The 25,505-nt window shown below is 66.6% G+C and carries 20 protein-coding genes and 1 other RNA gene; 8 read left to right on the top strand and 13 right to left on the bottom strand.

Annotated features, from left to right (window positions below; all coding sequences use genetic code 11):
- Positions 1-333 precede the first annotated feature (333 nt).
- Positions 334-1,698, top strand: a complete 1,365-nt coding sequence (locus KYX69_RS03920) for a class II 3-deoxy-7-phosphoheptulonate synthase (RefSeq protein ID WP_300494199.1) — start codon at positions 334-336, stop codon at positions 1,696-1,698.
- 16 nt (positions 1,699-1,714) lie between these two features.
- Here KYX69_RS03920 and rnpB read toward each other — a convergent pair.
- The 9 genes from rnpB to KYX69_RS03875 form a co-directional block, all read right to left on the bottom strand.
- Positions 1,715-2,113: RNase P RNA component class A (gene rnpB, locus KYX69_RS03915), an RNA gene on the bottom strand.
- A gap of 17 nt (positions 2,114-2,130) precedes the next feature.
- Positions 2,131-2,766: a DUF2306 domain-containing protein gene (locus KYX69_RS03910; RefSeq protein ID WP_300493972.1), complete on the bottom strand. Its 636-nt coding sequence runs from the start codon at positions 2,764-2,766 to the stop codon at positions 2,131-2,133.
- On the bottom strand, positions 2,763-3,140 hold the full coding sequence (locus KYX69_RS03905) for a hypothetical protein (protein ID WP_367280176.1): 378 nt from the start codon (positions 3,138-3,140) through the stop codon (positions 2,763-2,765). The genes KYX69_RS03910 and KYX69_RS03905 overlap by 4 nt, the downstream gene beginning before the upstream one ends.
- A 13-nt stretch (positions 3,141-3,153) precedes the next feature.
- Positions 3,154-4,875 carry a dihydroxy-acid dehydratase gene (gene ilvD, locus KYX69_RS03900; RefSeq protein ID WP_300493969.1) on the bottom strand — a complete coding sequence of 574 codons (1,722 nt, stop codon included), beginning with the start codon at positions 4,873-4,875 and terminating at the stop codon, positions 3,154-3,156.
- A gap of 8 nt (positions 4,876-4,883) precedes the next feature.
- Positions 4,884-5,615, bottom strand: a complete 732-nt coding sequence (locus tag KYX69_RS03895; protein ID WP_300493967.1) for an N-formylglutamate amidohydrolase — start codon at positions 5,613-5,615, stop codon at positions 4,884-4,886.
- Positions 5,612-6,340 carry an enoyl-CoA hydratase/isomerase family protein gene (locus KYX69_RS03890; RefSeq protein WP_300493948.1) on the bottom strand — a complete coding sequence of 243 codons (729 nt, stop codon included), beginning with the start codon at positions 6,338-6,340 and terminating at the stop codon, positions 5,612-5,614. The genes KYX69_RS03895 and KYX69_RS03890 overlap by 4 nt, the downstream gene beginning before the upstream one ends.
- Positions 6,341-6,515: 175 nt before the next feature.
- Positions 6,516-7,346, bottom strand: a complete 831-nt coding sequence (locus KYX69_RS03885; RefSeq protein ID WP_300494194.1) for a 4-(cytidine 5'-diphospho)-2-C-methyl-D-erythritol kinase — start codon at positions 7,344-7,346, stop codon at positions 6,516-6,518.
- The gene (locus tag KYX69_RS03880) at positions 7,346-8,920 is read right to left on the bottom strand and encodes a tetratricopeptide repeat protein (protein WP_300493946.1); all 1,575 of its coding nucleotides are present in this window, start codon (positions 8,918-8,920) and stop codon (positions 7,346-7,348) included. The genes KYX69_RS03885 and KYX69_RS03880 overlap by 1 nt, the downstream gene beginning before the upstream one ends.
- A 19-nt stretch (positions 8,921-8,939) precedes the next feature.
- A complete protein-coding gene (locus KYX69_RS03875) occupies positions 8,940-10,601 on the bottom strand; it encodes an electron transfer flavoprotein-ubiquinone oxidoreductase (protein ID WP_300493944.1) in 1,662 nt (553 codons plus the stop codon).
- A gap of 115 nt (positions 10,602-10,716) precedes the next feature.
- Between KYX69_RS03875 and KYX69_RS03870 the strand changes: the two genes are divergently transcribed.
- Genes KYX69_RS03870 through moaB form a run of 3 tightly spaced genes read left to right on the top strand, consistent with a single transcriptional unit; the run spans position 10,717 to position 13,740 of the window.
- Positions 10,717-11,451, top strand: coding sequence for a uracil-DNA glycosylase family protein (locus KYX69_RS03870; protein ID WP_300493942.1), 735 nt, complete (start codon positions 10,717-10,719; stop codon positions 11,449-11,451).
- A gap of 44 nt (positions 11,452-11,495) precedes the next feature.
- Positions 11,496-13,223: a lytic transglycosylase domain-containing protein gene (locus tag KYX69_RS03865; protein ID WP_367280175.1), complete on the top strand. Its 1,728-nt coding sequence runs from the start codon at positions 11,496-11,498 to the stop codon at positions 13,221-13,223.
- Entirely contained in the window at positions 13,213-13,740 is a 528-nt protein-coding gene (gene moaB, locus KYX69_RS03860; protein WP_300493940.1) for a molybdenum cofactor biosynthesis protein B, read from the top strand. The genes KYX69_RS03865 and moaB overlap by 11 nt, the downstream gene beginning before the upstream one ends.
- Positions 13,741-13,853: 113 nt before the next feature.
- On the opposite strand, the gene KYX69_RS03855 is transcribed toward moaB, so the two are convergent.
- Positions 13,854-15,056 carry an MFS transporter gene (locus KYX69_RS03855; protein WP_300493937.1) on the bottom strand — a complete coding sequence of 401 codons (1,203 nt, stop codon included), beginning with the start codon at positions 15,054-15,056 and terminating at the stop codon, positions 13,854-13,856.
- A gap of 134 nt (positions 15,057-15,190) precedes the next feature.
- Here KYX69_RS03855 and KYX69_RS03850 point away from each other — a divergent pair, with 134 nt between their 5' ends.
- Positions 15,191-16,261, top strand: a complete 1,071-nt coding sequence (locus KYX69_RS03850) for a PA0069 family radical SAM protein (protein WP_300493935.1) — start codon at positions 15,191-15,193, stop codon at positions 16,259-16,261.
- Here KYX69_RS03850 and KYX69_RS03845 read toward each other — a convergent pair.
- A complete protein-coding gene (locus KYX69_RS03845) occupies positions 16,258-18,210 on the bottom strand; it encodes an AAA family ATPase (RefSeq protein WP_300493933.1) in 1,953 nt (650 codons plus the stop codon). The two genes, KYX69_RS03850 and KYX69_RS03845, sit on opposite strands and share 4 nt — an antisense overlap.
- A gap of 306 nt (positions 18,211-18,516) precedes the next feature.
- On the opposite strand from KYX69_RS03845, the gene KYX69_RS03840 reads away from it, so the two are divergent.
- Together KYX69_RS03840 and KYX69_RS03835 are read left to right on the top strand one after the other, a co-directional pair.
- On the top strand, positions 18,517-18,960 hold the full coding sequence (locus KYX69_RS03840) for a response regulator transcription factor (protein WP_300493930.1): 444 nt from the start codon (positions 18,517-18,519) through the stop codon (positions 18,958-18,960).
- Between the two features lie 98 nt (positions 18,961-19,058).
- Positions 19,059-19,601, top strand: coding sequence for a DUF4199 domain-containing protein (locus tag KYX69_RS03835; protein ID WP_300493928.1), 543 nt, complete (start codon positions 19,059-19,061; stop codon positions 19,599-19,601).
- Between the two features lie 17 nt (positions 19,602-19,618).
- Here KYX69_RS03835 and KYX69_RS03830 read toward each other — a convergent pair whose 3' ends face one another.
- Complete coding sequence (locus tag KYX69_RS03830) at positions 19,619-21,217, bottom strand: long-chain fatty acid--CoA ligase (protein WP_300493925.1); 1,599 nt, start codon at positions 21,215-21,217, stop codon at positions 19,619-19,621.
- Between the two features lie 162 nt (positions 21,218-21,379).
- On the opposite strand from KYX69_RS03830, the gene KYX69_RS03825 reads away from it, so the two are divergent.
- Positions 21,380-21,859: a hypothetical protein gene (locus KYX69_RS03825; RefSeq protein WP_300493924.1), complete on the top strand. Its 480-nt coding sequence runs from the start codon at positions 21,380-21,382 to the stop codon at positions 21,857-21,859.
- Here the strand turns inward: KYX69_RS03825 and dnaE are convergent, their stop codons facing one another.
- On the bottom strand, positions 21,860-25,342 hold the full coding sequence (gene dnaE, locus KYX69_RS03820; RefSeq protein WP_300493923.1) for a DNA polymerase III subunit alpha: 3,483 nt from the start codon (positions 25,340-25,342) through the stop codon (positions 21,860-21,862).
- Positions 25,343-25,505 lie beyond the last annotated feature (163 nt).

Raw genomic sequence — 25,505 nt, 5'->3', positions numbered from 1 at the left:
CACATCGCCCGATTAAGCTGGGCTGAACCGCTATGTCCACGCGAAGCCGCATTTACCCCAAACGGGTGAATTTACAGCTTGCATTGAATTACCCAGCGCGGGTAAGGCCACCCCATGACGACGTTAGCCGGTTCCAAAATCCGCCGTTTCCGCGAGGAACGCTCCATGTCCCGCGCTGCCTTTGGCGCGTGGTTCGACACGCCTGGGTCGACCGTTCAAGGCTGGGAAGAGGACGGCAAGCGGGCCTCTCCCGCCGTTCTCAACCAGATCGCGGCGAACGGGATCGCACATCATCAGGACTGGTATGTCCATGTCCGCAATTTGGAGCAGGCGATGGACTGGACCCCTGACAGCTGGACCCGGGCCGAGGCACGGCAGCTTCCGATTTACCCCGACAGCGCCGCGCTGACTGCCGCGACCGATACGCTGTCGAATTTCCCCCCGCTCGTGTTCGCGGGCGAGGCGCGCGCGCTGACGCAGGAGCTGGCCCGTGTGTCGCGCGGTGAGGCGTTCCTGCTGCAGGGCGGGGATTGCGCCGAGAGCTTTGCGGAGTTCCACCCGAACAACATCCGCGACACCTTCCGTGTGATCCTGCAGATGGCGGTCGTGCTAACCTTCGCGTCGAAACTGCCGACCGTGAAAGTCGGCCGGATGGCGGGCCAATTCGCCAAGCCGCGTTCTGCGGATACCGAGACAATCAATGGCGTCGAGCTACCCAGCTATCGCGGCGACAATGTCAACGACATCGCCTTCACCCCCGAAGCGCGCATCCCCGATCCGCAGCGGATGATCCGCGGCTATACCCAGTCGGCGGCCACGCTGAACCTGCTGCGCGCCTTTGCCAGCGGTGGCTATGCCAATCTGCATCAGGTGCATAAGTGGACGCTCGATTTCATGGGCCGCAGCCCGTGGGCCGACAAGTTCGCCGATGTCGCCGACCGGATCGGCGAGGCGCTCGACTTCATGGAAGCGTGCGGGATCAACCCCGAAACCGTGCCGCAGCTCAAGCGCACCGATTTCTATACCAGCCATGAGGCGCTGCTCCTGCCCTATGAGCAGGCACTGACCCGGCAGGACAGCCTCACCGGCGACTGGTACGATACCAGCGCGCACTTCCTGTGGATCGGCGACCGCACCCGCTTCGACGGGTCGGCGCATGTCGAATTCCTGCGCGGCATCGGCAACCCGATCGGGATGAAGTGCGGCCCGAGCCTTGAGCCCGACGCGCTGCTGCGCATGCTCGACACGCTGAACCCGACCCGCACCCCGGGCCGAATGACGCTGATCACCCGCTATGGCCATGACAAGATCGAGGAGGGCCTGCCCAAGCTGATCCGCGCGGTGAAGCGCGAAGGACATCCGGTGGTGTGGAGCTGCGACCCGATGCACGGCAACGTGATCAAGGCCGCGAACGGCTACAAGACCCGCCCGTTCGATCGCATCCTCGCCGAAGTGCGCGGCTTCTTCGCCGTCCACCGTGCGGAGGGCACCTATGCCGGCGGCATCCATGCCGAAATGACCGGGCAGAATGTCACTGAATGCACCGGCGGCATGATCGACGTCAGCGAACACGACCTCGCCGATCGCTACCACACCCATTGCGACCCGCGCCTCAACGCGGGCCAGAGCCTGGAACTCGCCTTCCTGCTCGCCGAAATGCTGAACGAGGAAATGAGCGAGCGGCGCAAAGCGGCGTAAGCCACTCCTAGGGGAAAGTGCCAGAGGGCCTGTAAGCCGGGTTCTGTCCACGCGGCCCTTTCCCCTTGCGGAGAGGTGCGCGCGATAGGCGACCATTCCTCTAGGCCCGCATTTGCATGGGGGCTCAAGCAATCAACCCGGACCGCGGGGCGGAACTCCCCATGCGCGGTCCCTATTCGATCTTGCTCCCGGTGGGGTTTGCCGTGCCGCTTCCGTTGCCGGTCGCGCGGTGCGCTCTTGCCGCACCCTTTCACCCTTGTCCTTACCCCGAAGGGCAGTGGACGGTCTGCTCTCTGTGGCACTTTCCCTGACCCCGGCGAACCGGGACCGCCGGGCGTTACCCGGCACCGTGTTTCCGTGGAGCCCGGACTTTCCTCGGTGCACTTTCATGCAACGCGGCCGCCCGGCCCTCTGGCGTAGGCGGCGATAGGCTTAATCGCGACGCGGTGCAAATAGCGGTTTTGCGGAGGGCCACCACGACAGCCACGCCTCCACGACCAGCAGCGGCAGGACGAAGCTCAGCCACCCGCGCGTCGCCGCGCGCAGTTCGGCATTCTCGATAAAGCCCAGCAGCACGCCGCCCCCAGCCGCCATCATCCGCACCCAGACAAACGACAGCGCGATCGCGGTCGCGCGGATCACGAACGCGCGGTGCACATCGAACCGCCGCCGGCGCGCCGCCTGCCACGCGAGCAGGACAAAGCCGAGCCACACCGCTGCGAACAACGTCAGCGGCACCTGCGTCTCCTGCGCCGCAATCGTGCTGCCCAGATGCAGCGCGAACAGGCCAGCCAGCATGGACGCGCCGAGATAGGCACGGCCCAGCGCGCGGTGCAGCCATGGCCAGCGCGCGCGCACCGATGCTGCAAACTGAATCGGCGCAATCAGCAGCACGGGGATCGCCAGTGCTACATGCGCAACATACCAGACGCGACGCCCCCATAGCGTCTCCCCCATCGGTACCTCGCGTGACGCGATGAAGGCAAACGAGTCGGTCAGGAACCAAGCGGCGGCAACGGCGACGATCAGCCAGAACCACGCCCAGCCCCATCGCCGCGCGACGCTCACCTTCTGTCCGCGCCCTTGACCGTCGCGGGTAGGCGATAGCGGGCGTCGTCGATCGCCACCTCGATCGCATCCTTGTCGATGATCGTCACGGTCGCCGCCTGCGCGCCATCGGCAGCGACCACGCCGCGCCCGTCGCGCGTGACCCGCAGCCGGTGAAACCCGCCATCGGGGTGACGGACCGTCAGCATGAGTCCGTCCTGCGTCTGCGCGCGGTCAATCGTGCAGCGCGTGGAAAAATCATCGCCCCCGCCCAGGGCGCAGGGGATCCGCCCCTCGGCCTCGTCCCGCGCCGCCTGCGCGCGCGCGTCTTCAGCATGATCCGCCTTGGTCTTGACCGGACCGGGATCGCAGGCGGCGAGCGCGATCAGCGCCACCGCCCCAATTATTCTAGATATCCGCAAAGACATGCGTTTCGGACTTCGCCCCTGGATGCGTTACCGCGCCCTTATAGGCAGGTCCGACATTCTGCGCATAGCGCCACAGTGCGCCCGACTGATAGTCGTTGGTGCGCGGTTGCCATGCGGCCCGGCGCTCGGCCAGCACGTCTTCCGCGACGAGCAGGTCGATCGTCCCCGCCTCCGCATCGATGCGGATCGTGTCACCATCCTCGACCAGCGCGATCGGCCCGCCCTCGGCCGCTTCCGGGCCGACATGGCCGATGCAGAAGCCTCGGGTGGCGCCCGAGAAGCGCCCGTCGGTGATCAGCGCAACCTTCTCCCCCATACCCAGGCCATAGAGCGCGGCGGTGGTCGACAGCATCTCGCGCATCCCCGGTCCGCCCTTCGGCCCCTCGTAGCGGATCACTACGACCTCACCCTCGGCGATCGACCGCGCTTCGACCGCGGCAAAGGCGTCTTCCTCACAATCGAAGCAGCGCGCCGGCCCCTCGAACTGCAGCCGCGCCATCCCGGCGACCTTCACGATCGCGCCGTTGGGGGCGAGGCTGCCGCGCAGGCCGACGACACCGCCGGTCGGGCTGATCGGCGTCTTGACGTCATAGATGACCTTCTGGTCGGGGTTCCAGGTGACCTGATCGATATTCTCGCCCAGCGTCTTGCCGGTCACGGTCATGCACTCGCCATGCAGCAGGTTATTCGCCAGCATCGACTTCATCAGCATGTAGACGCCACCCGCCTCATACATGTCCTTGGCGACGTACTTGCCACCGGGTTTGAGGTCAGCGGCGTAAGGCGTTGTTTTAAAGACCTCGGCGACGTCGAACAGGTCGAACTCGATCCCCGCCTCATGCGCCATGGCGGGCAGATGCAGCGCGCCATTGGTCGACCCCCCAGTCGCCGCAACGATGCGCGCCGCATTCACGAACGCCTCGCGCGTGCAAATGTCGCGCGGGCGAATATTGCGCTCCAGCAACTCCATCACCTGATACCCGGCAGCGACCGCAATTTGCTCGCGGCTGGTATAGGGCGCGGGCACCATGTTGCTGTTGGGAAGCGACAGGCCGATCGCCTCACCCACGCACGCCATGGTGTTGGCCGTATACTGGCCGCCGCACGCGCCATGACCTGGGCATGCGACCTTTTCGAGGGCATGGACCTCGCTGATCGGGCAAGTGCCGGCGGCGAACTTGCCGACGACCTCGAACACATCGACCACGGTGACGTCGCGGTCTTGGTAGCGGCCCGGCAGGATCGATCCGCCATAGACGAAGATCGACGGGATATTGAGGCGCAGCATCGCCATCATCATCCCCGGCAGCGACTTGTCGCACCCGGCAAAGCCGACCAGCGCGTCATAGCAATGGCCGCGGACACTGAGCTCGACCGAGTCGGCGATGACCTCGCGGCTGACCAGCGAGGATTTCATCCCCTGATGGCCCATCGCGATGCCGTCGGTCACGGTGATTGTGTTGAAGCGCCGCGGCATGCCGCCATTGCTCTCGACACCCTTGCGCGCGGCATCGGCTTGGGCATCCAGTGTGGTGTTGCACGGCGCGCTGTCATTGCCGGCGCTGGCAAGCGCGACGAACGGGCGCGCAATCTCTTCTTCGCTCAGCCCCATGGCGTAATAATAGCTGCGGTGGGGAGCGCGCTCGGGCCCGACGGAGACGTGGCGCGAAGGCAGGCGGGATTTGTCGAAACGGTTGGTCATGGCAGCGCCTATGTCGCTGCTGCCCGCTCCTGCGCAAGATGATCGCGCACGAATGTTACCAGATTCGCGAGAATTTCGCACCAACGCGCCACCCCGGTCGGGTCGGAAATGCAATCGTTGCGGATTTCGATGCCGAGATACGGCGTTCCGGTCTCTTCGGCGTGCCGGTTCATCGTCGCGTTGAGCAGGCGCCCCGAGTAGGGCTCGTTATCGCCCGTCACGATGCCCTGCCCCGCTAGCCAGTCCACCGCCAGGCGCGCCGCGCGCGCATCGCGATTGTAGAGGATTCCCGCCTCCCATGGCCGCGGTACGGCGATGCCGCTTTCGAGCGCAGGCGTGAAGCTGTGGACCGAGACGATCAGCGCCGGGCGCTGCGCACGCACCTGCGCCGCGATCGCGCGATGATAGGCCGTGTGGAAGCGCGCGATCCGTTCGGCGCGATCTACACGCTCATTTCCCGGGATCGCGTGCCCGTCGCTGACATGCGGGATGAGGCCGGGCGCATCGACCTCGCGGTTGAGGTCGATCACCAGCCGCGACACGGTGGCGAGCAATGCGGGCGCGCCGAGACGCTCGGACAGCCCCCGGCTCACCGCCGCCGCACCGATATCGATCGCGATATGCTTGTCGAGCAAAGCCGGATCAATGCCGAGATCGATATCGCCCGGCACATGGTTGCTGGCGTGGTCGCACAGGATCAGCACGTCGGCGTCGCCCGCGATCCGCTCGACCACGCTCATCGCTTGCCTCCCAGAAATGCGTCGAGCCGCTGGGCAAAGCCAGGCGAGCCGAACGCGTTCTCGAACGCCTGATCATGCGCCAGATTGGCCGGGTCGCGCATGATCAACTTGAGCAGGCGCACGGCATCGGGATCATTTGCGCAAATGGTCGCCGCCATGGCCCGTGCCGGCCCGGCAGCATCGCTTGCGCGGCAATGGGCGAGTCCAATCCGCAAGGCCTCGTCGGTGTCGATGCGGTCGCCAGTGAAGAGCATCCGCGCCGCCTGCCCCGCCCCGACCCGCGCGTGCAGTCGCGCGACATCGCTGGCGGGATAGCCGATGCCGAGCTTTGCCGGGGTCGTCGCAAACAGCGCCGCGTCCCCCGCGACGACGATATCGCATGCCAGCGTCAGGGCAACAGCTGCGCCGAAGCATCCGCCGTCCACTGCAGCGATCACCGGGATCGGCAGTGCCGCCAATGCCTCGATCCCCGCCGCCATCGCGGTGCGGAAGCGGGTGCGCAGCGCCGGGTCAGCGATCAATGCCGGGAATTCGGACAGGTCCGCTCCCGCCGAGAAGACCCCCAGCATCGCGGACTCGACGACCAAAACATGCGCGTCGCTTGCCACGACCGACGCCGCTGCATCGGCAATCGCGTTCCATGCGGCGATCGGCAAAGCATTGCGCGCTCCGCCCCGGTCGAGCGTCAGCAGCGCGATGGTTTGATCGAAGTGAAGCCGGATCATCGGCGGCCCAGAGGGCGAGGATGGCGCCCGCCCGAAAGCGGGGGCCACCCACGGGCGTCTCGCTCCCGGCGCATGACCCGCAACGGACTATCAGCAAGAACGGGGCCAACCGCCAGCGCTCTCCCAGTCAGCGCCCGCGCGGCACCACCGCGTCCCGATATGGGGCAGCAACCTGTCACGACAGCACCGTTTCGAGACACCACCAATCCGGGTGTTCGTGGTGCAAACGTTCGGCCGCTGCCGCGCCGCTTGCGCCATCCGCAAAGGTCGCAAAGCAGGTCGCGCCTGATCCCGACATCCGGCACAGATCGGCACCCGGCTGGCATTCCAGCCAAGCCACCGCCTCGGCAATCTCCGGCGCGACGGTCAGTGCCGGCGGGTAGAGATCGTTGCGCCCCGCTTTGGCCCGCATAATCAGGTCGCCCTCCGCCGGAATCGGTCCGCGATCGACCCGGTCCCATGCCGCGAACACCGGCCCAGTCGACACCGCGACCCCTGGGTTGACCAACAGCACCGGAACGCCGGGCGCCCCGTCGATCCACTCCAATTGCTCACCCCGCCCGGTCCCGACGGCGGTCCGGCCATAGAGGCACGCGGGAACATCCGACCCCAGCGCATCGGCGACCGCGAACATCCGCTGGTCCTCGATTGCCACGCCCGCCCGTCGGGCCAGCAGCCGCAACGTCGCCGCCGCGTCTGCCGATCCGCCGCCCAGCCCGGATGCAACCGGCAACCGCTTGTCGAGTGTGATCTGCCCCGGCGTCGCTACGCCGAACGCCGCACCGAACGCATCCCGCGCGCGCGTCACCAGATTGTCGCCCTCGCCCGCCAGCACCGCCCCGAACGGCCCTTCGACCGCAAAGCCCTGACCATCGGGATCAAGCCGCACGACATCGCCATCGCGCACGAACGCGAACAGCGTCTCCAGTTCGTGATAGCCATCATCCCGCCGCCGCCGCACATGCAGCGCCAGGTTGAGCTTGGCCGGAGCGGGCTCGATCAGGATCAGTTTGCCGCCATCCTCTGCACGACGCCATCGGCCAGCTTCTCCGCCAGCCGCTTCTTCTGCGCCGCATCGGCATTGATCGACGCCGCGCGCCAAGCATAGCGCGCCTCGAACCGGCGCCCCGCGCGCCAATAGGCGTCGCCCAGATGCTCATTGATCGTCGCGCTGCCCGGCTGACCCTGCGCCGCCTGCTCCAGCAACGGGAGCGCACGCGCGATATCACCGATGCGATAATAGCCCCAGCCAAGCGAATCGGTGATGGCGGGATCGTCCGGACGCAGCCGGTTCGCCCGTTCAAGCAGCGCGACCGCCGCCGTCAGATTCTCGCCACGCTCGACCTGCGCATAGCCCAGATAGTTGAGCGCCACCGGCTCGTCCGGTGCCAACTCCACCGCTTTGCGCAGATGGGGCAGCGCACCCGCCCAGTCCCCCGATCGCTCCAGCGCGCCGCCAAGCTGAAGGTGGTGGATCCAGTTGGCCTCGGCGCCCGCCCGCGCCAGCGCCTCGGCATAGAGTCGCGCGGCCTCGCCATCGCGCCCCTGATCGGACAGCAGGTCGGCATAGCGGCGGATGTCCCGCACGCTCGCCCCTTTGGCCGTGGCGAGCGCCTGCGCCAGCGCCAGCGCCTGTGCCGGGTCACCCTGTTTGCGGCGCAGCTCGATCCGCTCGGCCACCGCTGCACTGTAAAACGGGCTGTCCGGACGGATTGTGCCCAGCACCAGCTGCGCCCGGTCTAGAGCGCCCTCTTCGCCCAGCGCTGCGGCGAGCAACAGCCGCGCGCGGTCGTCGCCGGGATCGAGCGACAGCGCCGATCGCGTTAGCAGGATGGCGAGTGTCTGCGTCTCCTGCCCCTGCAGATCGGCGGCAAGGCGCGTCAGCAGCCGGCTGGTCCCGAACGCCGCGCCGGGTCGCGCCGCGACCAGCCCGTCACGCAGCCCGGTCATCGTGGCGTCCTCCCCGGCAAGGATGTCACGCGCCGCACGCCGGTCGCCGATCCCCGCCAGCAGGCTTGCCGCGTTCCAGCGCAGATCGATGCTGCCCGGATCGGCGCCCAACGCTGCACGCAGGGCGGCAACCCCTTCATCCCGACGGTTCGACGCGAGCAACAGCAGCGCACGATGCTCGGCGATGTAGCGGCGGCTCAACCCGCTTTCGGTGGCGGCATCGAGGATCGGAAACGGATCGCCGCCGCGATCGAACGCCACCCATGCGCGCAACACAGGCGTCAGGAAGTCGAGCGGCCCTGCCCCAATGCGTCCCAGCGCATCGTCGGCGGCCACCTTGTTCTTCGTCCGCACCGCATCGGCAAAGGCGAGGAGCGCAGTGTCCGGCGGCGCAACGTCCGACCGCACCAACACCGCCGCCGCGCGCCGCGCCAGCGCCAGATCGCCGGCCGCCAGCGCGTTGCGATAGGCGCGGATCGCTACCACCTCATCGCCCGGTGCCGCCGTCAGTGCCGCGGCATAGCCCGCCGCCGCCGCATCGACCGCACCATCGGCCGCCGCCGCGCGCGCCTTCACATAAGCACCAAGATCGGCCTGCGCCGCTCCCGGCACCAGAGCCGCCAAAGCCACGAGCGGCAGAGCGAGATGCTTACATATTGGGATAGTTCGGACCTCCGCCGCCCTCCGGGACGACCCAATTGATATTCTGCGTCGGGTCCTTGATGTCACAGGTCTTGCAGTGGACGCAATTCTGCGCGTTGATCACGAACTTCGGGTCGCCAGTTTCCTCGCCGACGATCTCGTAGACGCCTGCCGGGCAATAACGCTGCGCCGGCTCGTCATACATCGGCAGGTCATAGGTGACCGGGATGTCCGGATCCTTCAGCGTCAGGTGAACCGGCTGATCCTCCTCATGGTTGGTGTTCGACATGAACACCGAAGACAGCCGGTCGAAGGTCAGAACGCCATCGGGCTTGGGATAGTCGATCGGCTGCACCAGATCCTTGCGCCACAGGCTTTCATGATCGGGGGTGTGGCCGAGCGTGAAGGGCATCTTGATGCCCCAGCTCTCCAGGAACATGGTGACATTGGCGAGGCCCGATCCGACGAGATCGCCGAACTTCTTGACCAGCGGCACCACGTTACGAACGACGCTCAGTTCCTTGTAGAGCCAGCTCGCCGCGAACGCTTCGGGATAGGCGGTCAGCTCGTCGCCCGAACGGTCGGCGGCGACCGCCGCGAACGCCGCTTCGGCCGCCATCATACCGCTCTTCATCGCGCCATGCGTGCCCTTGATCCGCGGCACGTTGAGGAAGCCCGCGCTGTCGCCGATCAGCGCGCCGCCGGGGAAGACCAGCTTCGGGATCGACTGCAGCCCGCCATCGCTGATCGCGCGCGCACCATAGCTGACGCGCTTGCCGCCCTTCAGGATCTCCGCAATCGCGGGATGGGTCTTCCAGCGCTGCATTTCCTGGAACGGCGAGAGATAGGGGTTGGAATAGTTGAGCCAGGTCACGAACCCCAGCGCCACCTGCCCGTTCGCCTGATGATACAGGAACCCGCCACCATTCGATCCCGCGGTCTCGTTGAGCGGCCAGCCTTGCGTATGGATCACCCGGCCCGGCTCGTGCAGCGCGGGGTCGATGTCCCACAATTCCTTGATACCCAGGCCATAGATTTGCGGCTCGACACCCTCGCAGAGGTTGAACTGGCGCTGGATCTGCTTCGACAGATGCCCGCGCACGCCTTCGCCGAAGAAGGTGTAGCGGGCGTGGAGCTCAAGGCCCGGCTGATAGTCATGCTTGTGCGTGCCGTCGCGCGCCACGCCCATGTCGCCGGTCGCTACGCCCTTCACCGACCCATCGTCATTGTAAAGGATCTCGGCAGCGGCGAACCCCGGGAAAATCTCGACGCCCAGCCCCTCGGCCTGCTCGGCCAGCCAGCGGCACAGATTGCCCAGGCTCCCGGTGTACGTGCCCTCATTGTGCATGAACTTGGGCGTGATGAAGTGCGGGATCGCCCACTTGCCCTTTTTCGACAACAGCCAGTGCTGGTTATCGGTCACCGGCACCTCCGCCAGCGGGCAGCCGGAGTCGCGCCAGTCGGGCAACAGTTCGTCCAGCGCCTTGGGATCGATCACCGCGCCCGACAGGATATGCGCGCCGACCTCGGATCCTTTTTCGAGTACGCAGACCGCAATCTCGCTGCCGGCTTCATTGGCCAGCTGTTTCAACCGGATCGCCGCCGCAAGGCCCGCCGGCCCCGCGCCCACGATCACCACGTCATAGGGCATCGACTCGCGTTCGCTCACTTCCTGTCTCCTCTCGGAACACCGGCGTAACATCTCGTCGTGTGTCCGGCGCGTTCCGTCCCTCCCCCGATGAAGGCAGATTGACGCTGGCGTCAAGGCATGACTCTGTGAACCGATGGGTATTGAGGGGGCAACCGACTGGCGCGCCGAAGCCGCAAGCGCACTGAACTGGTGGCGCGACGCGGGCGTCGACGTGCTGGTCGAGGATGAGCCGCGCGACTGGACCGCGCGCCCTGCCGTTACGGCACAGCCCGATGCCCCGGTTCGCGTCGCGCCCGCCGGCCCCGAACCCGAAGCGCCGCTGCCTGCAACGATCGAGGCGTTTCTCGACTGGCGCTATGGCGCAGCTTCTCCCGAAGCAGCGATGGGTGAGCCGATCGTCGCCGCGGAGGGCAATGCCGACGCCCCGCTGATGATCGCAACCGATCTGCCCGAATTCGACGGCAGCACCCCCGCACTGCTCGACGGCCCGGCAGGCAAGCTGTTCGACCGCATCCTCGCCGCGATCGGTCAGTCGCGCGAGGCGATCTATCTGGTCCCGCTCTGCGCCGCGCGTCCGATCACCGGGCAGGTACCGCGCGATCTGGAGGACAAGCTTGGCGAAATCCTGCGGCATCACATCGCGCTGGCCGGCCCTGCGCGGCTGCTGCTGCTCGGCCAGGCGACGAGCCGTGCCGTTCTCGGGACTGATGCCGCCCGAAATCATGAGGGTTTAACGCCATTTAACTATTCCGGCGGTACATGTGACGTCGTCGCCATCCGCCATCCGCGCTTTCTGTTGAACAAGCCGGCGGCCAAGGCCGACGCCTGGAAAGACCTGCAATTGCTGATCGGGGGGCAGAGCCTGTGACTGCGCGTATCCTGCTAGCCGCTTGCGCCATGATTGCGCCCATCGTGGCGCACGCCTCGGACGAACGAATCCCGTCGAGCGTCGAACGGCGTGAGGCGAGCGACGGCGTCCCCACCCAGTTATCGCGTGAGGAGCGCGACGCCTACCGCGCCATCTTCGCCGCGATCCGCGAAGCCCGCTGGGCCGATGCGCAGATCAAGCTCGATGCGATGCGCCCCGGCCTGCTCCACGCGACCGCGCGCGCCGAACTCTATCTCGCCAAAGGCTCGCCCAAGGTCGAGCTGCCGCAACTGATGGCGGTGCTCGGCGAGGGCCCGGAGCTGCCGCAGGCCGAGCAGCTCGCCCGCCTTGCCAAGCTGCGCGGCGCGACCATGCTCCCGTCGCTTCCCGTCGCTCAGCGGATGATCTGGCACGCCGGCGCGCCGATCCGCAAACGCTACCGCTCCGCCAAATCGGATGCTGCAGCGGCGCAGGTCGCCAGCGCAATGACCCCGCTCATCAAACTCGACGATGCACCCGGGGCCGAAGCGCTGCTCGACACCCGCGCCGCCGATCTCGATCCCGAAGTGCTGACCGAATGGCGGCAGCGGATTGCGTGGATGTACTACACCATCGGCCGCGACGCCGATGCCCGCCGCGTCGCCGCGCTCGCCCAGACCGGCAGTGGCGAATTCGCCCCGCTGGCCGATTGGGTTCAGGGCCTCTCCGCTTGGCGCCAGAATGACTGCGCCGGCGCGCAGGTCGCGTTCACCGCCGTCGCTCAGCGCGCTGCCGACACCGAAAAGCGCACCGCCGGGCTTTATTGGGCCTCGCGCGCGGACATGGCGTGCGGTCGCCCCGATCTCGTCAGCGCGCGCCTCAAGAGCGCGGCGCAGCATGACGAGACCTTTTACGGCATGCTCGCGCGTCAGGCGCTGGGCATGAAGGAAGCGCCGGTCCGCGCCGAGAAGTTCGTCGCCGCCGACTGGAAGGCGCTCGACCGCCGCCCCAATGTCCGCGTCGCCGCCGCGCTCGCCGAAATCGGCGAGGATTCGCTGGCGAGCGAGGTGATCAAGCATCAGTCGAAGATCGGCGATGCGCGCGAACATGCGTCGCTTACCCGCCTCGCCGGCCGCCTCGGCCTGCCCGCGACCCAGCTGTGGCTGACCCACAACTGCCCGGTCGGCGCACGCCCAGTCGAAGAGGCACGTTACCCCTCCCCCGACTGGACCCCCGACGGCGGCTGGCGCGTCGATAAGGCGCTGGTCTTTGCCCACACGCTCCAGGAATCGCGCTTCGACGCCAAGGTGCAAAGTCCGGCCGGTGCCTACGGCCTGATGCAGATCATGCCCGCCGCGGCGACCGATATCGGCCGCAAGCGCGGCGTCACCATCGGTCGTGCCGATCTTTCCCGCCCGTCGACCAATATGGAGGTCGGCCAGTCCTATATCGAACAACTGCGCGATCAGCCCTTTACCGGCGGCCTGCTGCCCAAGGTGATCGCCGCGTACAATGCCGGGCCAACCCCGGTGACCAACTGGAACGTCCAGATCCGCGACAAGGGCGATCCGCTGCTCTACATCGAGAGCATCCCCTATTGGGAGACGCGCGGCTATGTGATGACCGTGCTGCGCAACTATTGGATGTACGAGAAGAATGCCGGGCGCGAGAGTAGCAGCCGCGCCGCGATGAGCCAAGGGCTGTGGCCAAAGGTGCCGGGCAGCAACGGGGCGGCCGCGGTGCGGATGACCGCGTCGGTCCCTCAGGACGACCGCGTGACCGGTGCCAATTGACGGCGGCATCACGTTTCGCCCGGTGCGGATCGCGGTCCTCACCGTTTCCGATACGCGTACCCATGAAGACGACCGCTCGGGCGATACGCTGGTCGATCGGCTGACCGGCGCGGGCCACGAACTCGCTGACCGCGCAATCGTGCGCGACGACCCGGACCTGATCGTCGGTAAGCTCCATGCATGGATCGATGACGAGCAGGTCGATTGCATCATCACCACCGGCGGCACCGGCGTCACCGGCCGCGACGTCACGCCCGAAGCGCTCGAGCGCGTCGCCGATAAGATGATCCCCGGCTTTGGCGAGCTGTTCCGCTTCCTCAGCTACGCCAAGATCGGCACATCGACGATCCAGTCGCGCGCCACCGCCTGCGTCGCGCGCGGCACCTATATCTTCGCGCTCCCCGGATCGACCGGCGCGGTCAAGGATGGCTGGGACGACATCCTTGCCACCCAGCTCGACATCCGCCACCGCCCCTGCAATTTCGTCGAGCTGATGCCCCGCCTGCGCGAGGAGTAGCCCTCAGCCACACCAGGCGATGACGGCGCCGAGCGCCACATCGACACCGACCCGCTGCCACAACCACCACCCGCCCGCGATCAACGCCGCAACCCCGATCAGCGCCAATGCCTTCATGCAGCGGCCTCCTGCACTCGCGCGACCGGCCGGTCGGGGATCGGCAGGTGTAGCAGCGCAGCGATGAAGCCGAGCGCGACCGACGCGACCCAGATACTGTCATAGCTTCCGGTCCAGTCGAACATCAGCCCCGCAATCCACGCACCGCAAAAGCTGCCCAGTTGATGCCCCAGGAACACGATGCCGTAGAGTGTCGACAGATAGCGCATCCCAAAAATCTGCCCGACCAACCCGCTGGTCAGCGGCACCGTGCCGAGCCACAGGAACCCCATCGCAGCCGCAAACAGCAGCGCACTTGCCGGGGTCAACGGCGTCACAAGAAACGCAATCATCACCACGCCCCGCGCGGCATAGAGTGCCGCAAGCAGCCCCTTCTTGCTCCATCGGCCACCCCAGACACCGAAGAGATAGGACCCGAAGATGTTGAACAGCCCGACCAGCGCCAGTGCATTGGCGCCGATCGCCAGCCCCAGCCCCTTGTCGGTCAGATAGGCGGGGAAGTGCGTCGCGATAAACGCGACATGGAATCCACAGACAAAGAAGCCCGCGTTGAGCAACCAGAAGCCGCGATGCCCCGCCGCCTCGCCCAGCGCCTGACGCAACGTCTGCCCCGCGCCACCAGCCTGCGGTCCCGCCGCCTGCGGCTTGCCCGAAACACCGACCGCGAGCGCGAGCATCACCGCGATCAGCCCCGCCAGCGCGACCAGCGCCATGCGCCAGCCGAGCTCGCCGATCAGCAGCTGCCCCGCCGGCACCACCAGAAATTGCCCGAGCGATCCTCCGGCGGTCACGATGCCGAACGCCATGCTCCGGCGCTCCGGCGTCACCACGCGACCGACCGCACCCAGCACCACGACAAAGGTGGTCGCCGACAACGCCATGCCGACCATCAGCCCGAACGACAGATGCAGTCCGATGGCACTCCCCGCCAGCGACGCGGCGATCAGCCCAGCGGCGTATAGCAACGTCCCGCCAGCGACGACGCGCCCCGCGCCATGCCGATCCGCCAGCGCGCCGACAAAGGGCTGGGCGAGCCCGAACAGCAAATTCTGCAACGCCAGCGACAGGCCAAAGCTCGAACGCCCGATGCTCAGATCCGTGCTCATGTCGGGCAGGAACAGCCCGAACGCCTGCCGCACGCCCATGGCGATCGTCACGATCGCCGCCGCGCTGAAGATCACCCAGCCTGTACGCTTCATCCGGCCCTCCACGGCGTCCTGGGGGTCCAACTAGGCCGCGGCTGACGGTTCGGCCAGTGGGATTGATCGCGTCAAAGAAATGCTTTGCGTCACGTCGTTCTTGTTTTGTTTCATCGTGAGGGGTAAGAAGCGCCATGGCCAGCCCCCGCCCCGTTCGCGGCGCGACGCATAATCGCGAAAGCACGCGCTTCGCCCTGCCGTCACGTGAGGCCGATGGCGACTGGCTGGACGCGCGCACCGATATCGACGGCGCGGCACCGCCGCTGCGCACCACCGTCACGGTCGAGCATCCGCGCACCATCCTGTCGCGCAACCAGTCGCCGGACATTCCGTTCGATCGGTCGGTAAACCCGTATCGCGGCTGCGAGCATGGCTGCATCTACTGCTTCGCGCGCCCCACCCATGCCTGGCACGACCTGTCACCGGGGCTCGACTTCGAGACGAAGTTGTTCGCCAAGCCCGACGCGCCAACCCTGCTCCGCGCCGCGTTGGCGAAGCGCGGCTATGTGTGTGAGCCGATCGCGTTCGGCACCAATACCGACCCCTATCAGCCGATCGAGGCGACTTGGCGGATCACGCGGGGCTGTATCGAGGTGCTGGCCGAGTGCAACCACCCGATCACCATCACCACCAAGTCCGATCGGGTGACGCGCGACATCGACCTGCTCGCGCCGATGGCGGCAAGGGGACTGGCGGCGGTCATGCTGTCGATCACCTCGCTCGACCCCAAGGTCGCGCGCACCGTCGAACCCCGCGCCCCGCACCCCGAACGCCGCCTCGCCGCCGTGGCAAAGCTGCGCGCTGCAGGCATCCCGACCTTCGTCTCGCTCTCCCCGGTTATCCCGGCGATCACCGATCATGAGATCGAACACATCATGGAGCGCGCAGCAGAGGCCGGTGCGCTCGGTTGCTTCTACCTGCCCGTGCGGCTGCCGCACGAAGTCGCTCCGCTGTTTCGCGCCTGGCTCGACGCACATTTCCCCGACCGCGCGGCCAAGGTAATGGCGACCATCCAGTCCCTGCGCGGCGGCCGCGACAACGACCCCAATTTCCACACCCGCATGCGCGGCCAGGGCCCATGGGCCGAACTGCTGCGCACCCGCTTCCGGATCGCAGCGAAGCGCTTCGGGCTCGACCAGCCCTTCCCCCCGCTCCGCCGCGACCTGTTCCGCCCGCCCGCCGGGGATCAGGGGGAGCTGTTTTAGAACCCCATCCGTCCCTGCCCGCCCGGCTTCGCCGCAACCTCCGCCTGCAACAGGTCGATCAGCCGCTCCGGATCGGCCTTGCCGAAGCGCAGCTGCCGCCGCACCACCGCAAAGTCGCCCGGCGTCAGCCCCGCAACCTCCGCCAACGCCACCGGCGCAGCAAGCCCGAAGAACCGCTCGAACGCCCGCGCCGCCTTCGCACGCCCCAGCGGCGCCAGGTCGAGCTTGAACACGAACCGGCGCAGCGCCGCCGGATCAAGCCGGCCGACATGGTTGGTCGCCGCGACCACCGGCAGCGGATGACGGTCCAGCCAAGTCAGCAGTTCGTTGACCTGCGTCACCTCCCAGCTTGCCTTGGCAGTGGTCCGGTCGAACAGGATCGAATCCGCCTCGTCGAACAGCAACAGCCCCTCGCGCCGCTCTGCCTCCTCAAACGCCTCGGCAATGTTCGCCTCGGTCCCGCCGACCCATTTGGACAAAAGGTCCGATGCGCGCTTGACGATCAGCGGCCGCTCCATCGCGCGCGCCAGATGCGCGGCAAGCTCGGTCTTTCCTGTGCCTGGCGGCCCGGTGAGCAGCAGCGACACATCCGCCGGAGCATCCTGCGCGGCAATCGCACCGACAAGTTCCGCGATGTCGCGATCCCCCTCGTACAGGTCGAGGTCGATCGCTCCCTCCGCCGCATGCACCATCCGCCCGTTGCGCAGCGCCCCGACCAGCGACCGTGCCGCGCGCACGGCATCATCGGCCTTGCCCGCCAGCTGGCCCGCTCGCGCCGCGACCCGGGTGATGCTCGCCGTCTCCGGCGCAGCGTCGGCAAGTGCGCCGAATCCCGGCGGAAGTGCCAGCTGCTCGTCCTGCGCGATCCGCTCGATCATCGCGGTCGCACCCTTGCCGACCGGCGGGTCGAGCCGCAGCACGAAGCTCATCCGCCGCAGGATCGCCGGATCGATATTGCCCACCGCATTGGTGGTCCAGATCACCGGCACGGCGTTGGTCTCGATCTGACGGTTTACCCACAGCTTCGACCCGCGCCGACCGCGCATCCAGTCGCCATCGCCCGGATCGGCGTCGCCGATCAGATCTTCCATCTCGTCGAACAGCAGTGCCGACCCGCCGCGCGCCGCGAGCATGCGCTGCGCCAGCCGCAACGCCGACACCCGCTCGCTGCGCGTCGGTTCCTCGCCATATTCGTCGCTCTCCCCGACGCTGAACAGGCTCGCCCCCGCCGACGCCGCCAGCGTGCGGGCGAGTTCGGTCTTGCCCGTGCCGGGCGGCCCGTGGATCAGCACATTGATCCCCGGCGCACGCGCCGCGATCGCCCCGGCGAGTAGCCGAACGAGGAAATCGACCTCGCCCGCGACCCGCGCAAAGTCCCCCAACGCCAGCCGCGCATGCTGACGCGGCCCGATCACCGCTTCGAGCAATTCGTCGTCGGTGCCGGGGCCACGCTCCAACACGCGCTCCAGCGTCCAGCAGCACTCGACATCGACCCCGCCGCCGCGCCGGTCATGCAGGCTGACCAGTCCCAGCCGCACCGGCGCAAGCCGCCGCACCGCCAGCGGATCGACGCCAGCGATGCCGGCAACAATTTCTCCCAGGTCCATTTCCTGATCGAGCAGCAGCCGCGACAGCGTCCGCGCATGGCTACAGCGTTCGATCGCCACGATGGCGAGCAGCGCGCGGATATCGGCATCGCTCAATCCCAGAGCGATGCCGAGCCGGGCAGCCATCTCGACCGGACGCGCGCATTCCGTCGCCGGAGTACCAGCCTCCACCGTCATCCGCTTCAAGTCGCGCCAGCCCAGCTTCGGCACCGGCGCACCGAACAGCCAGCGCACATGCGCCTTCGCCCAGCCCAGCACCGCCTTTGCGAGCGGCGACGTGGCGGGAACGTCCCGCCCGGCCCGCACCAGCATGGCGCGGACCACATCATGTTCATGCAACATAGCCCATCCCAGCCGGGCGCACGGCACGCGCCATGGACCCGGTTCAAAGTCCTCGATTTCGGGATTTGCGCAGGGGATCCATCACCCCCGCGGCGCCTGGGCAGGCGTTACGGAAGGGTGCTGGTGATACCCGGGACAAAGCCCATTATTCGGTATTGATCCAGCAATGATCGTCTCCAATCAGACACACGGACGCCCCGTGTGCGGGCAGGCCATTAGCTTGAATGATCGCAGCTTGCAAGACGCGGGATCGACGCCCCAAGTGAAGCAGTTGCATTGCGCCGGGTGCCGGGCAATGTTCGCAGCATGGCTAAGTCACGCTGGCCCAATCTGCATTGGTGGCGACACGCCGCGCTTTACGGCGTGCTGCTGGCGCTGGCAGCGGCGCTGCTGCAGTGGCTGGATTATCGATGGATCGCACGGACGCTGTCGTTCGAATTCTATCTCCTGCTCGTCGCGATCGGCTTTCTTGCGCTGGGTCTCTATGTCGGCGCGCGGGTGCTTGGCCGCCCGGCGCCGGTGCGCGAGCCCGGCAACCCGGATGCGCGCAAATCGCTGGGGGTCAGCGAGCGCGAGATGGCGGTGCTGGTCGAACTGGCAGCTGGCTATTCGAACAAGGAGATTGCCCGCCGGCTCGACGTATCACCGAATACGGTGAAGACGCATGTCGCGCGGTTGTTCGAGAAGCTCGGCGCGCGGCGACGCACCGACGCGATTGCGCGGGCGCGTGAGATCGGTTTGCTGCCCTGAGCGAAATTCGGGTGATCGGGGGCAAATCACCCCTTTGGGCGATTGCCCGGCTTGGTCGCCAATGCCCAGTTCGACCTGAAGCAAAAGGAGGGAGCACCATGCAGCGTATCATTCTGACCTATGGCGTCATCGCCGGTTTCGCTGTCGCCATTCCGCTGTTCCTGATGGGCACGCTGATGGCCGACAATCCGCCGAGCGGCGCGGTCGGCATGGCGATCGGCTATCTCATCATGCTGATCGCCTTCACTGCCATCTTCGTCGCGGTGAAGCGTTATCGCGACGATCAGTGCGGCGGGGTGATCCGCTTTCTCCCTGCCCTTGGCATGGGCGCGGCAATCGCGCTGATCGCCAGCCTGTTCTACGTCGTCGCGTGGGAGGCAGTGCTGGCGATCAATGGCGGAGATTTCATCGCGGACATGAGCGCGCGCATGCTCGAAGAACGGCGCGCAGCGGGCGCCACGGCCAGCGAACTGGCTTCAATACAGGCGCAGATGGCGCAGATGCAGGAACTCTACGCCAACCCGCTGTTTCGCGTGCTGATCACCCTGACCGAAATTCTACCGATCGGTTTGCTCGTCGCACTGGTCGCGGCCGCCACGCTCGGAACCCTGCCCCGCCCATTTCAGAAACGCCGGGCCTGAGCGCTACCGGCGGCGGGTCACCCCGCCGCCGCGAAGCGGAAGTCGCGATATTGTTCGCGCAGCGCCGTCTTGAGCAGCTTGCCGGTCGCAGTGTGCGGCAGTTCGGCGACGAAATGGATCTCGTCGGGCAGCCACCATTTCGCGACCTGCGTCGCCAGATGATGTTGCACCTGCATCGCCGTCACATCGCTCCCCGGCTTGCGCACCACCAGCAGCAGCGGGCGCTCGTCCCATTTGGGATGATAAATGCCGATCGCCGCCGCTTCGGCCACGCCCGGGCAGCCGACCGCGGCATTTTCCAGTTCGACCGAGCTGATCCACTCGCCGCCGGACTTGATCACATCCTTGGCGCGGTCGGTAATCTGCATGATCCCGTCGGGATGCAGCACCGCGACGTCGCCGGTGTCGAACCAGCCATCCACGGTCAGGCACGGCCCGTTCGTGTCCTGGAAATATTGCTTGATGATCCACGGCCCCTTGATCTGCAGCCGACCCGAGCTGACCCCGTCGCGCGGCAGAAGATTGCCGTCTTCATCCACGATGCGCAGCTCGACGCCGAACGGCGCGCGCCCCTGAAACACGGTCTTTTCGACCTTTTCCTCAAAGCTCAGTTCGTCCCAGTCATGCGTCGGCGCGCCCATCGTCCCGATCGGCGAGGTTTCGGTCATGCCCCAGGCGTGGTTGACCCGCGCGCCCATCTTCATGATCCGCTCGATCATCGCGCGCGGCGCCGCCGAACCGCCGATCGTCACGACCTTAAGATGCCGCGGCGCCTCACCGGTCGCGTCGATGTGCTGGAACATCGCGAACCAGACGGTCGGCACGCCAGCGGTGTGCGTCACCCGCTCGCGGTTCATCAAGTCGCACAGCGTCTTGCCGTCATTGACCGCCGACATGACCAGCTTCACCCCCGCCATCGGCGCGGCAAACGGCAGACCCCAGCCGACCGCATGGAACATCGGCACCACCGGGAGCACCACCGCCTGCGTCGACAGGTCGAACACCGCCGGCTGCAGTTCCGCCATCGCATGGATCATCGACGAACGGTGGGTATAGAGCACGCCTTTGGGATTACCGGTCGTGCCGCTGGTATAACAGAGCATGCACGGCTCGCGCTCACTGCCCTCTACCCACACGTAATTGCCATCTTCGGCACCGATCACCGCCTCAAAGCTGTCCGGGCCGTCGCCATCAAAGACGATGTAATGCTCGATCGTTTTCCACTGCGGCTTCAGCTTGTCGACGATCGGCTGGAACATGCGATCATAGATCAGCACCCGATCCTCGGCATGGTTGCCGATATAGGCGAGCTGATCCTCGAACAGACGCGGATTGATCGTGTGGATGATGCCACCCATGCCGATCGTGCCGTGCCACGCGACTAGGTGGCGGCTATGGTTCATCGCCAGCGTCGCGACCCGATCGCCCTTGCGGATGCCGCGCCGTTCCAGCGCTTGGCCCAGCTTGCGGCTATCCCGCGCGATGCCCGCCCAGTTGGTCACGGTCTCGCTGCCATCGGCCCAGCGGCTGATGATCTCACGCGATCCATATTCGCGCTCGGCATGCTCGATCACCCGAGGTACCCGAAGCTCGAAATCCTGCATCGCGCCCAGCATCATTCTCTCCTTGTTCGTACGGCTTTCCGTATTCGTAAGGCCATCCTGTCCGTTCGAGCGCAGCGATGCAAGGGGTCGGTATCAGCTCGCCAGCGCCAGCCTTGGCTGTTCGGACTTGCCAGTTGTAATGCATGCCCGCCGGAAGCTAGGCACGCCAAGGGTATGATTGATGTTTGGGGGCACGGAATGAACAGGACCGCAGCAACGCTGATGATCGCCATGAGCCTCTTGGCGACCCCGGCAAATGCGAAGCTTGGCTTCTATCCCCATTTGAACCTACGCTACAATCAGGGCCAGACCGCGAGCACGCAGCTGGTCGATGGCGTCATGGTCAATCGCTATCAGGGCGATTTCATCAGCAAATATGAACGGCGCTGGCAGACTGACAACATCTCCGTCTGGGCTCAGAACACCAATCGCCAGCCCAAGTGCATCATGGTCAGCTTCACCGCGTTCGGCCTGGATTCAAGTTGGGGCAGCGGCGCGATCTTTCACCTGAAGCCGCGGCAATCGCTCCCGAATTTCGCCGGTATCACGTCGCGCGCTGAAAAATTCGGCATGCGCGATTTCCGGATTTTCGTCTGGGATCCCATTGCGAAAAACCAGTGCGGAAACGTCCCCCCGCCCGTCCGTGGCGGCTGATTAGCTCGCCAGCGCAAGCCTCGGCTGCTCGGTCGGCTTGAGTTCGGCGCGCTCGATCCCCGGCAATCCCTCGATCCGCGTCGCCAGCTCGCCGTCGAGCCGGAAGTTGCGCCCCAGCACCAGTTCCGCCTCCCCGCCATCGGGCAGCGGCGCGTCGATCACCACCTCGCACCGCCCGCCGCGCGCGTCCTCCAGCAATTTGGCCACCGCCGCCAGCGCACCAGCCTCACGCACCGCCATGCGCAAAGTCAGGCGAACGTCCTTCGCCATCCCCTCGAACGGCTGCACCTTGCGCACCGTTACGCGTGCGCTGTCCTCGCCCGGCCGCCGGTCGAGCTCGACGGTCAGGATGCCGCATCCGCCGATGCGCGCCGCATCCTCCATCTCCTTGGCGGTGAACTCCTCGAAACAGGTGCACGGCACCGACCCGCTCGCATCGGAGAGCGTCGCCATCATGTAACGCTTGCCGCGCGCCGAGGTGCGCCAGCGCGCATCCTCGATCAGCGCGGCGATCGTCGCCCCGGCACGTCCGCCCTCGGCGATCTCGATCTCGTTGAGGCTAGCAATGCTCCGCGCCGAATGCAGCTTGGCGAGATGCTGGTAGCGGTCGAGCGGATGCGCCGAGAAGAAGAAGCCGAATGCCTCCTTCTCCGCCTCGATCCGCTGGCCCAGCGTCCAGTGCGCGCTCTTGGGCAGCTGGATCGCCGATCCCACTGGCTCCGCCTCGCCGAACAGGCCGCCCTGCCCGCTGGTGCGGTTCTCATGCGTGCGCTGCGCCACCGCCATGATCGTCTCGGCGGCGGCATGGACCTTGGCGCGATCCGGCGCGACGCTGTCGAACGCCCCCGCCCCGGCCAGCGCCTCGACCTGGCGCTTGTTGAGCAGGCGCGGGTCCACCCGCCGCGCAAAATCGTCCAGGCTTTGGAACCGGCCCTTCGCCTGCCGCTCCTCGACCAGCAGCTCCATCGCCCGCTCGCCGACGCCCTTCAGCCCGGCAAGCGCGTAGCGGACGGCGAACCCGTCGCCATGTTCGGCAACGGAGAACTCCGCCTCGCTCGCATTGATGTCGGGCGGCAGGCACGGCGTGCCGAGCCGCTTCATATCCTCGACGAACACCGCCAATTTCTCGGTCTGGCCGAGTTCGAAGCACATCGACGCGGCGTAGAATTCGTGCGGATAATGCGCCTTCAGCCACGCCGTGTGATAGGCGAGCAGCGCATAGGCCGCCGCGTGCGACTTGTTGAAGCCATAGCCTGCGAACTTGTCGATCAAGTCGAACAGCTCATTGGCCTTGGCTTCAGAGATGTTGTTGACCTTGGCACAGCCCTCGACGAACAACGCGCGCTGCGCGTCCATCTCCGCCTTGATCTTCTTGCCCATCGCGCGGCGCAGCAGGTCGGCGCCGCCGAGCGAATAGCCGGCCAGGATCTGCGCGGCCTGCATCACCTGTTCCTGATAGACGAAGATGCCGTAGGTTTCCTTGAGGATCTCCTCCAGCAACGGGTGCGGATACTCGATCGGCTCCAGGCCCTGCTTACGCCGCCCGAACATCGGAATATTGTCCATCGGTCCCGGGCGATAGAGCGAGACGAGCGCGATAATGTCGCCGAAATTGGTCGGCCGCACCGCCGTCAGCGTGCGCCGCATGCCTTCGGATTCGAGCTGGAACACGCCCACCGTCTCACCGCGCTGGAGCAGTTCGTACACCGCCGGATCGTCCCAGCCGAGCGCCGCCAGATCGATGCTGATGTTGCGCGCGGCGAGCAGGTCGACCGCCTTTTGCAGCACCGACAGCGTCTTGAGACCAAGGAAGTCGAACTTCACCAGCCCCGCACCCTCGACATATTTCATGTCGAACTGCGTCACCGGCATGTCCGAACGCGGGTCGCGGTAGAGCGGGACCAGCTCGGCCAGCGGGCGGTCGCCGATGACCACGCCCGCCGCGTGGGTGGACGAGTGGCGCGGCAGCCCCTCCAGCCGCATGGCAAGGTCGATCAGATGGCGGACATCGCTCGCGCCGTCATACTCGGCCTTAAACTCGCTCACCCCGTTGAGCGATCGCGACAACGTCCACGGATCGGTCGGGTGGTTCGGCACAAGCTTGGCAAGCCGGTCGACCTGACCATAGCTCATCTGCAGCACGCGCCCGGTATCCTTGAGCACCGCGCGCGCCTTCATCGTTCCGAAGGTGATAATCTGCGCGACTTGGTTGCGCCCATATTTCTGCTGAACGTAGCGGATCACCTCGCCACGCCGGGTTTCGCAGAAGTCGATGTCGAAGTCGGGCATCGACACGCGTTCCGGGTTCAGGAATCGCTCGAACAGCAACCCCAGCGCGAGCGGGTCGAGGTCGGTAATCGTCAGCGCCCATGCGACCACGCTGCCCGCGCCCGAACCGCGCCCCGGCCCCACCGGAATCCCGTTCGCCTTCGCCCATTTGATGAAGTCCGCGACGATCAGGAAGTAACCCGGGAACCCCATCTGCACGATGATGTCGGTCTCGAACGCCAGCCGGTCGAAATATTCCTGCCGCTTGGCCGGATCGGTGACGCCCGCCGTCTCCAGCCGCGCCTCCAGCCCCGCCCGCGCGTCCGCGCGCAGCTGCGCGGCTTCGCCCTCGATATCGCCGGCTAGGCTGGGCAGGATCGGCTTGCGCTTGGGTGCAGCAAAGGCACAGCGCTGCGCCACCACCAGCGTGTTGTCGATCGCCTCGGGCAGGTCGTCAAACAGCCGCTTCATCTCGGTCGCAGGCTTCATCCACGCATCGGGCGAGGAGCGCTGGCGATCATCGCTTGCGACATAGGCGGACCCGGCAATGCACAGCATGGCGTCATGTGCCTGATGGAAATCGGGTACCGCGTAACAAGCCGGATTGGTCGCGACGATCGGCAGGCCACGGTCATAGGCCAGGTCGAGCAGCTTGGGTTCCGCGCGTGCCTCAACCTCGTCCAGCCGCCGGATGATCTCGATGTACAGACGATCGCCGAACAGCCCTTGCAGCCGGTCGGCATAGGCCAGCGCCGCATCCTCCTGCTCCTCGGCAAACAACCGCGCCAGCGCGCCCTCACGCCCGGCGGTCAGCGCGATCAGCCCGTCGGTCCGCCCTTCCAGCGCGGCGAACGGGACATGCGCGTCCTTCTCGATCGGCCGGTCGAGATGCGCCATCGACACCAGGTGGCAGAGATTTTCATACCCCGTCGCGTCCTGGGCAAACAGCGCCAGCCAGTCGAGCGGCGGCGTCACGCCATCCGGCACATCCGGCCGCTCGACGCACAACAGCGATCCGACGATCGGCTGCACCCCCGCCTTCTTCGCCGCATCCGAGTACGACATGGCGGCATACAGCCCGTTACGATCGCACAGCCCGGCGGCAGGAAACCCCAACTCCCGCGCCCGCGAAGCAATCGCCTTCGGCTCGATCGCGCCCTCCAGCATCGTGTAGGCGGAAAAGACGCGAAGGGGCACGAAACCGGAATGGGGCATGGGGCGGTTATATGGCTCCGAACGCGACAGGGCAAAGCGACCGGTCGCGTTTTCCACAGCTAATCGCGGCGAAACCCAATTGTAACCCCGCGAAAGCGGGGGCCCATCTCGTGCGCCTACGGAACGCCGCACGGGTGCGATCGCGGATGGTCCGGGAGATGAG

It is taken from the genome of Sphingomonas sp., assembly GCF_030145815.1.
Classification (GTDB): domain Bacteria; phylum Pseudomonadota; class Alphaproteobacteria; order Sphingomonadales; family Sphingomonadaceae; genus Sphingomonas.
The sequence above is the reverse complement of the archived record's forward strand: the minus strand, read 5'-3'. Positions and strand labels throughout refer to the sequence as shown.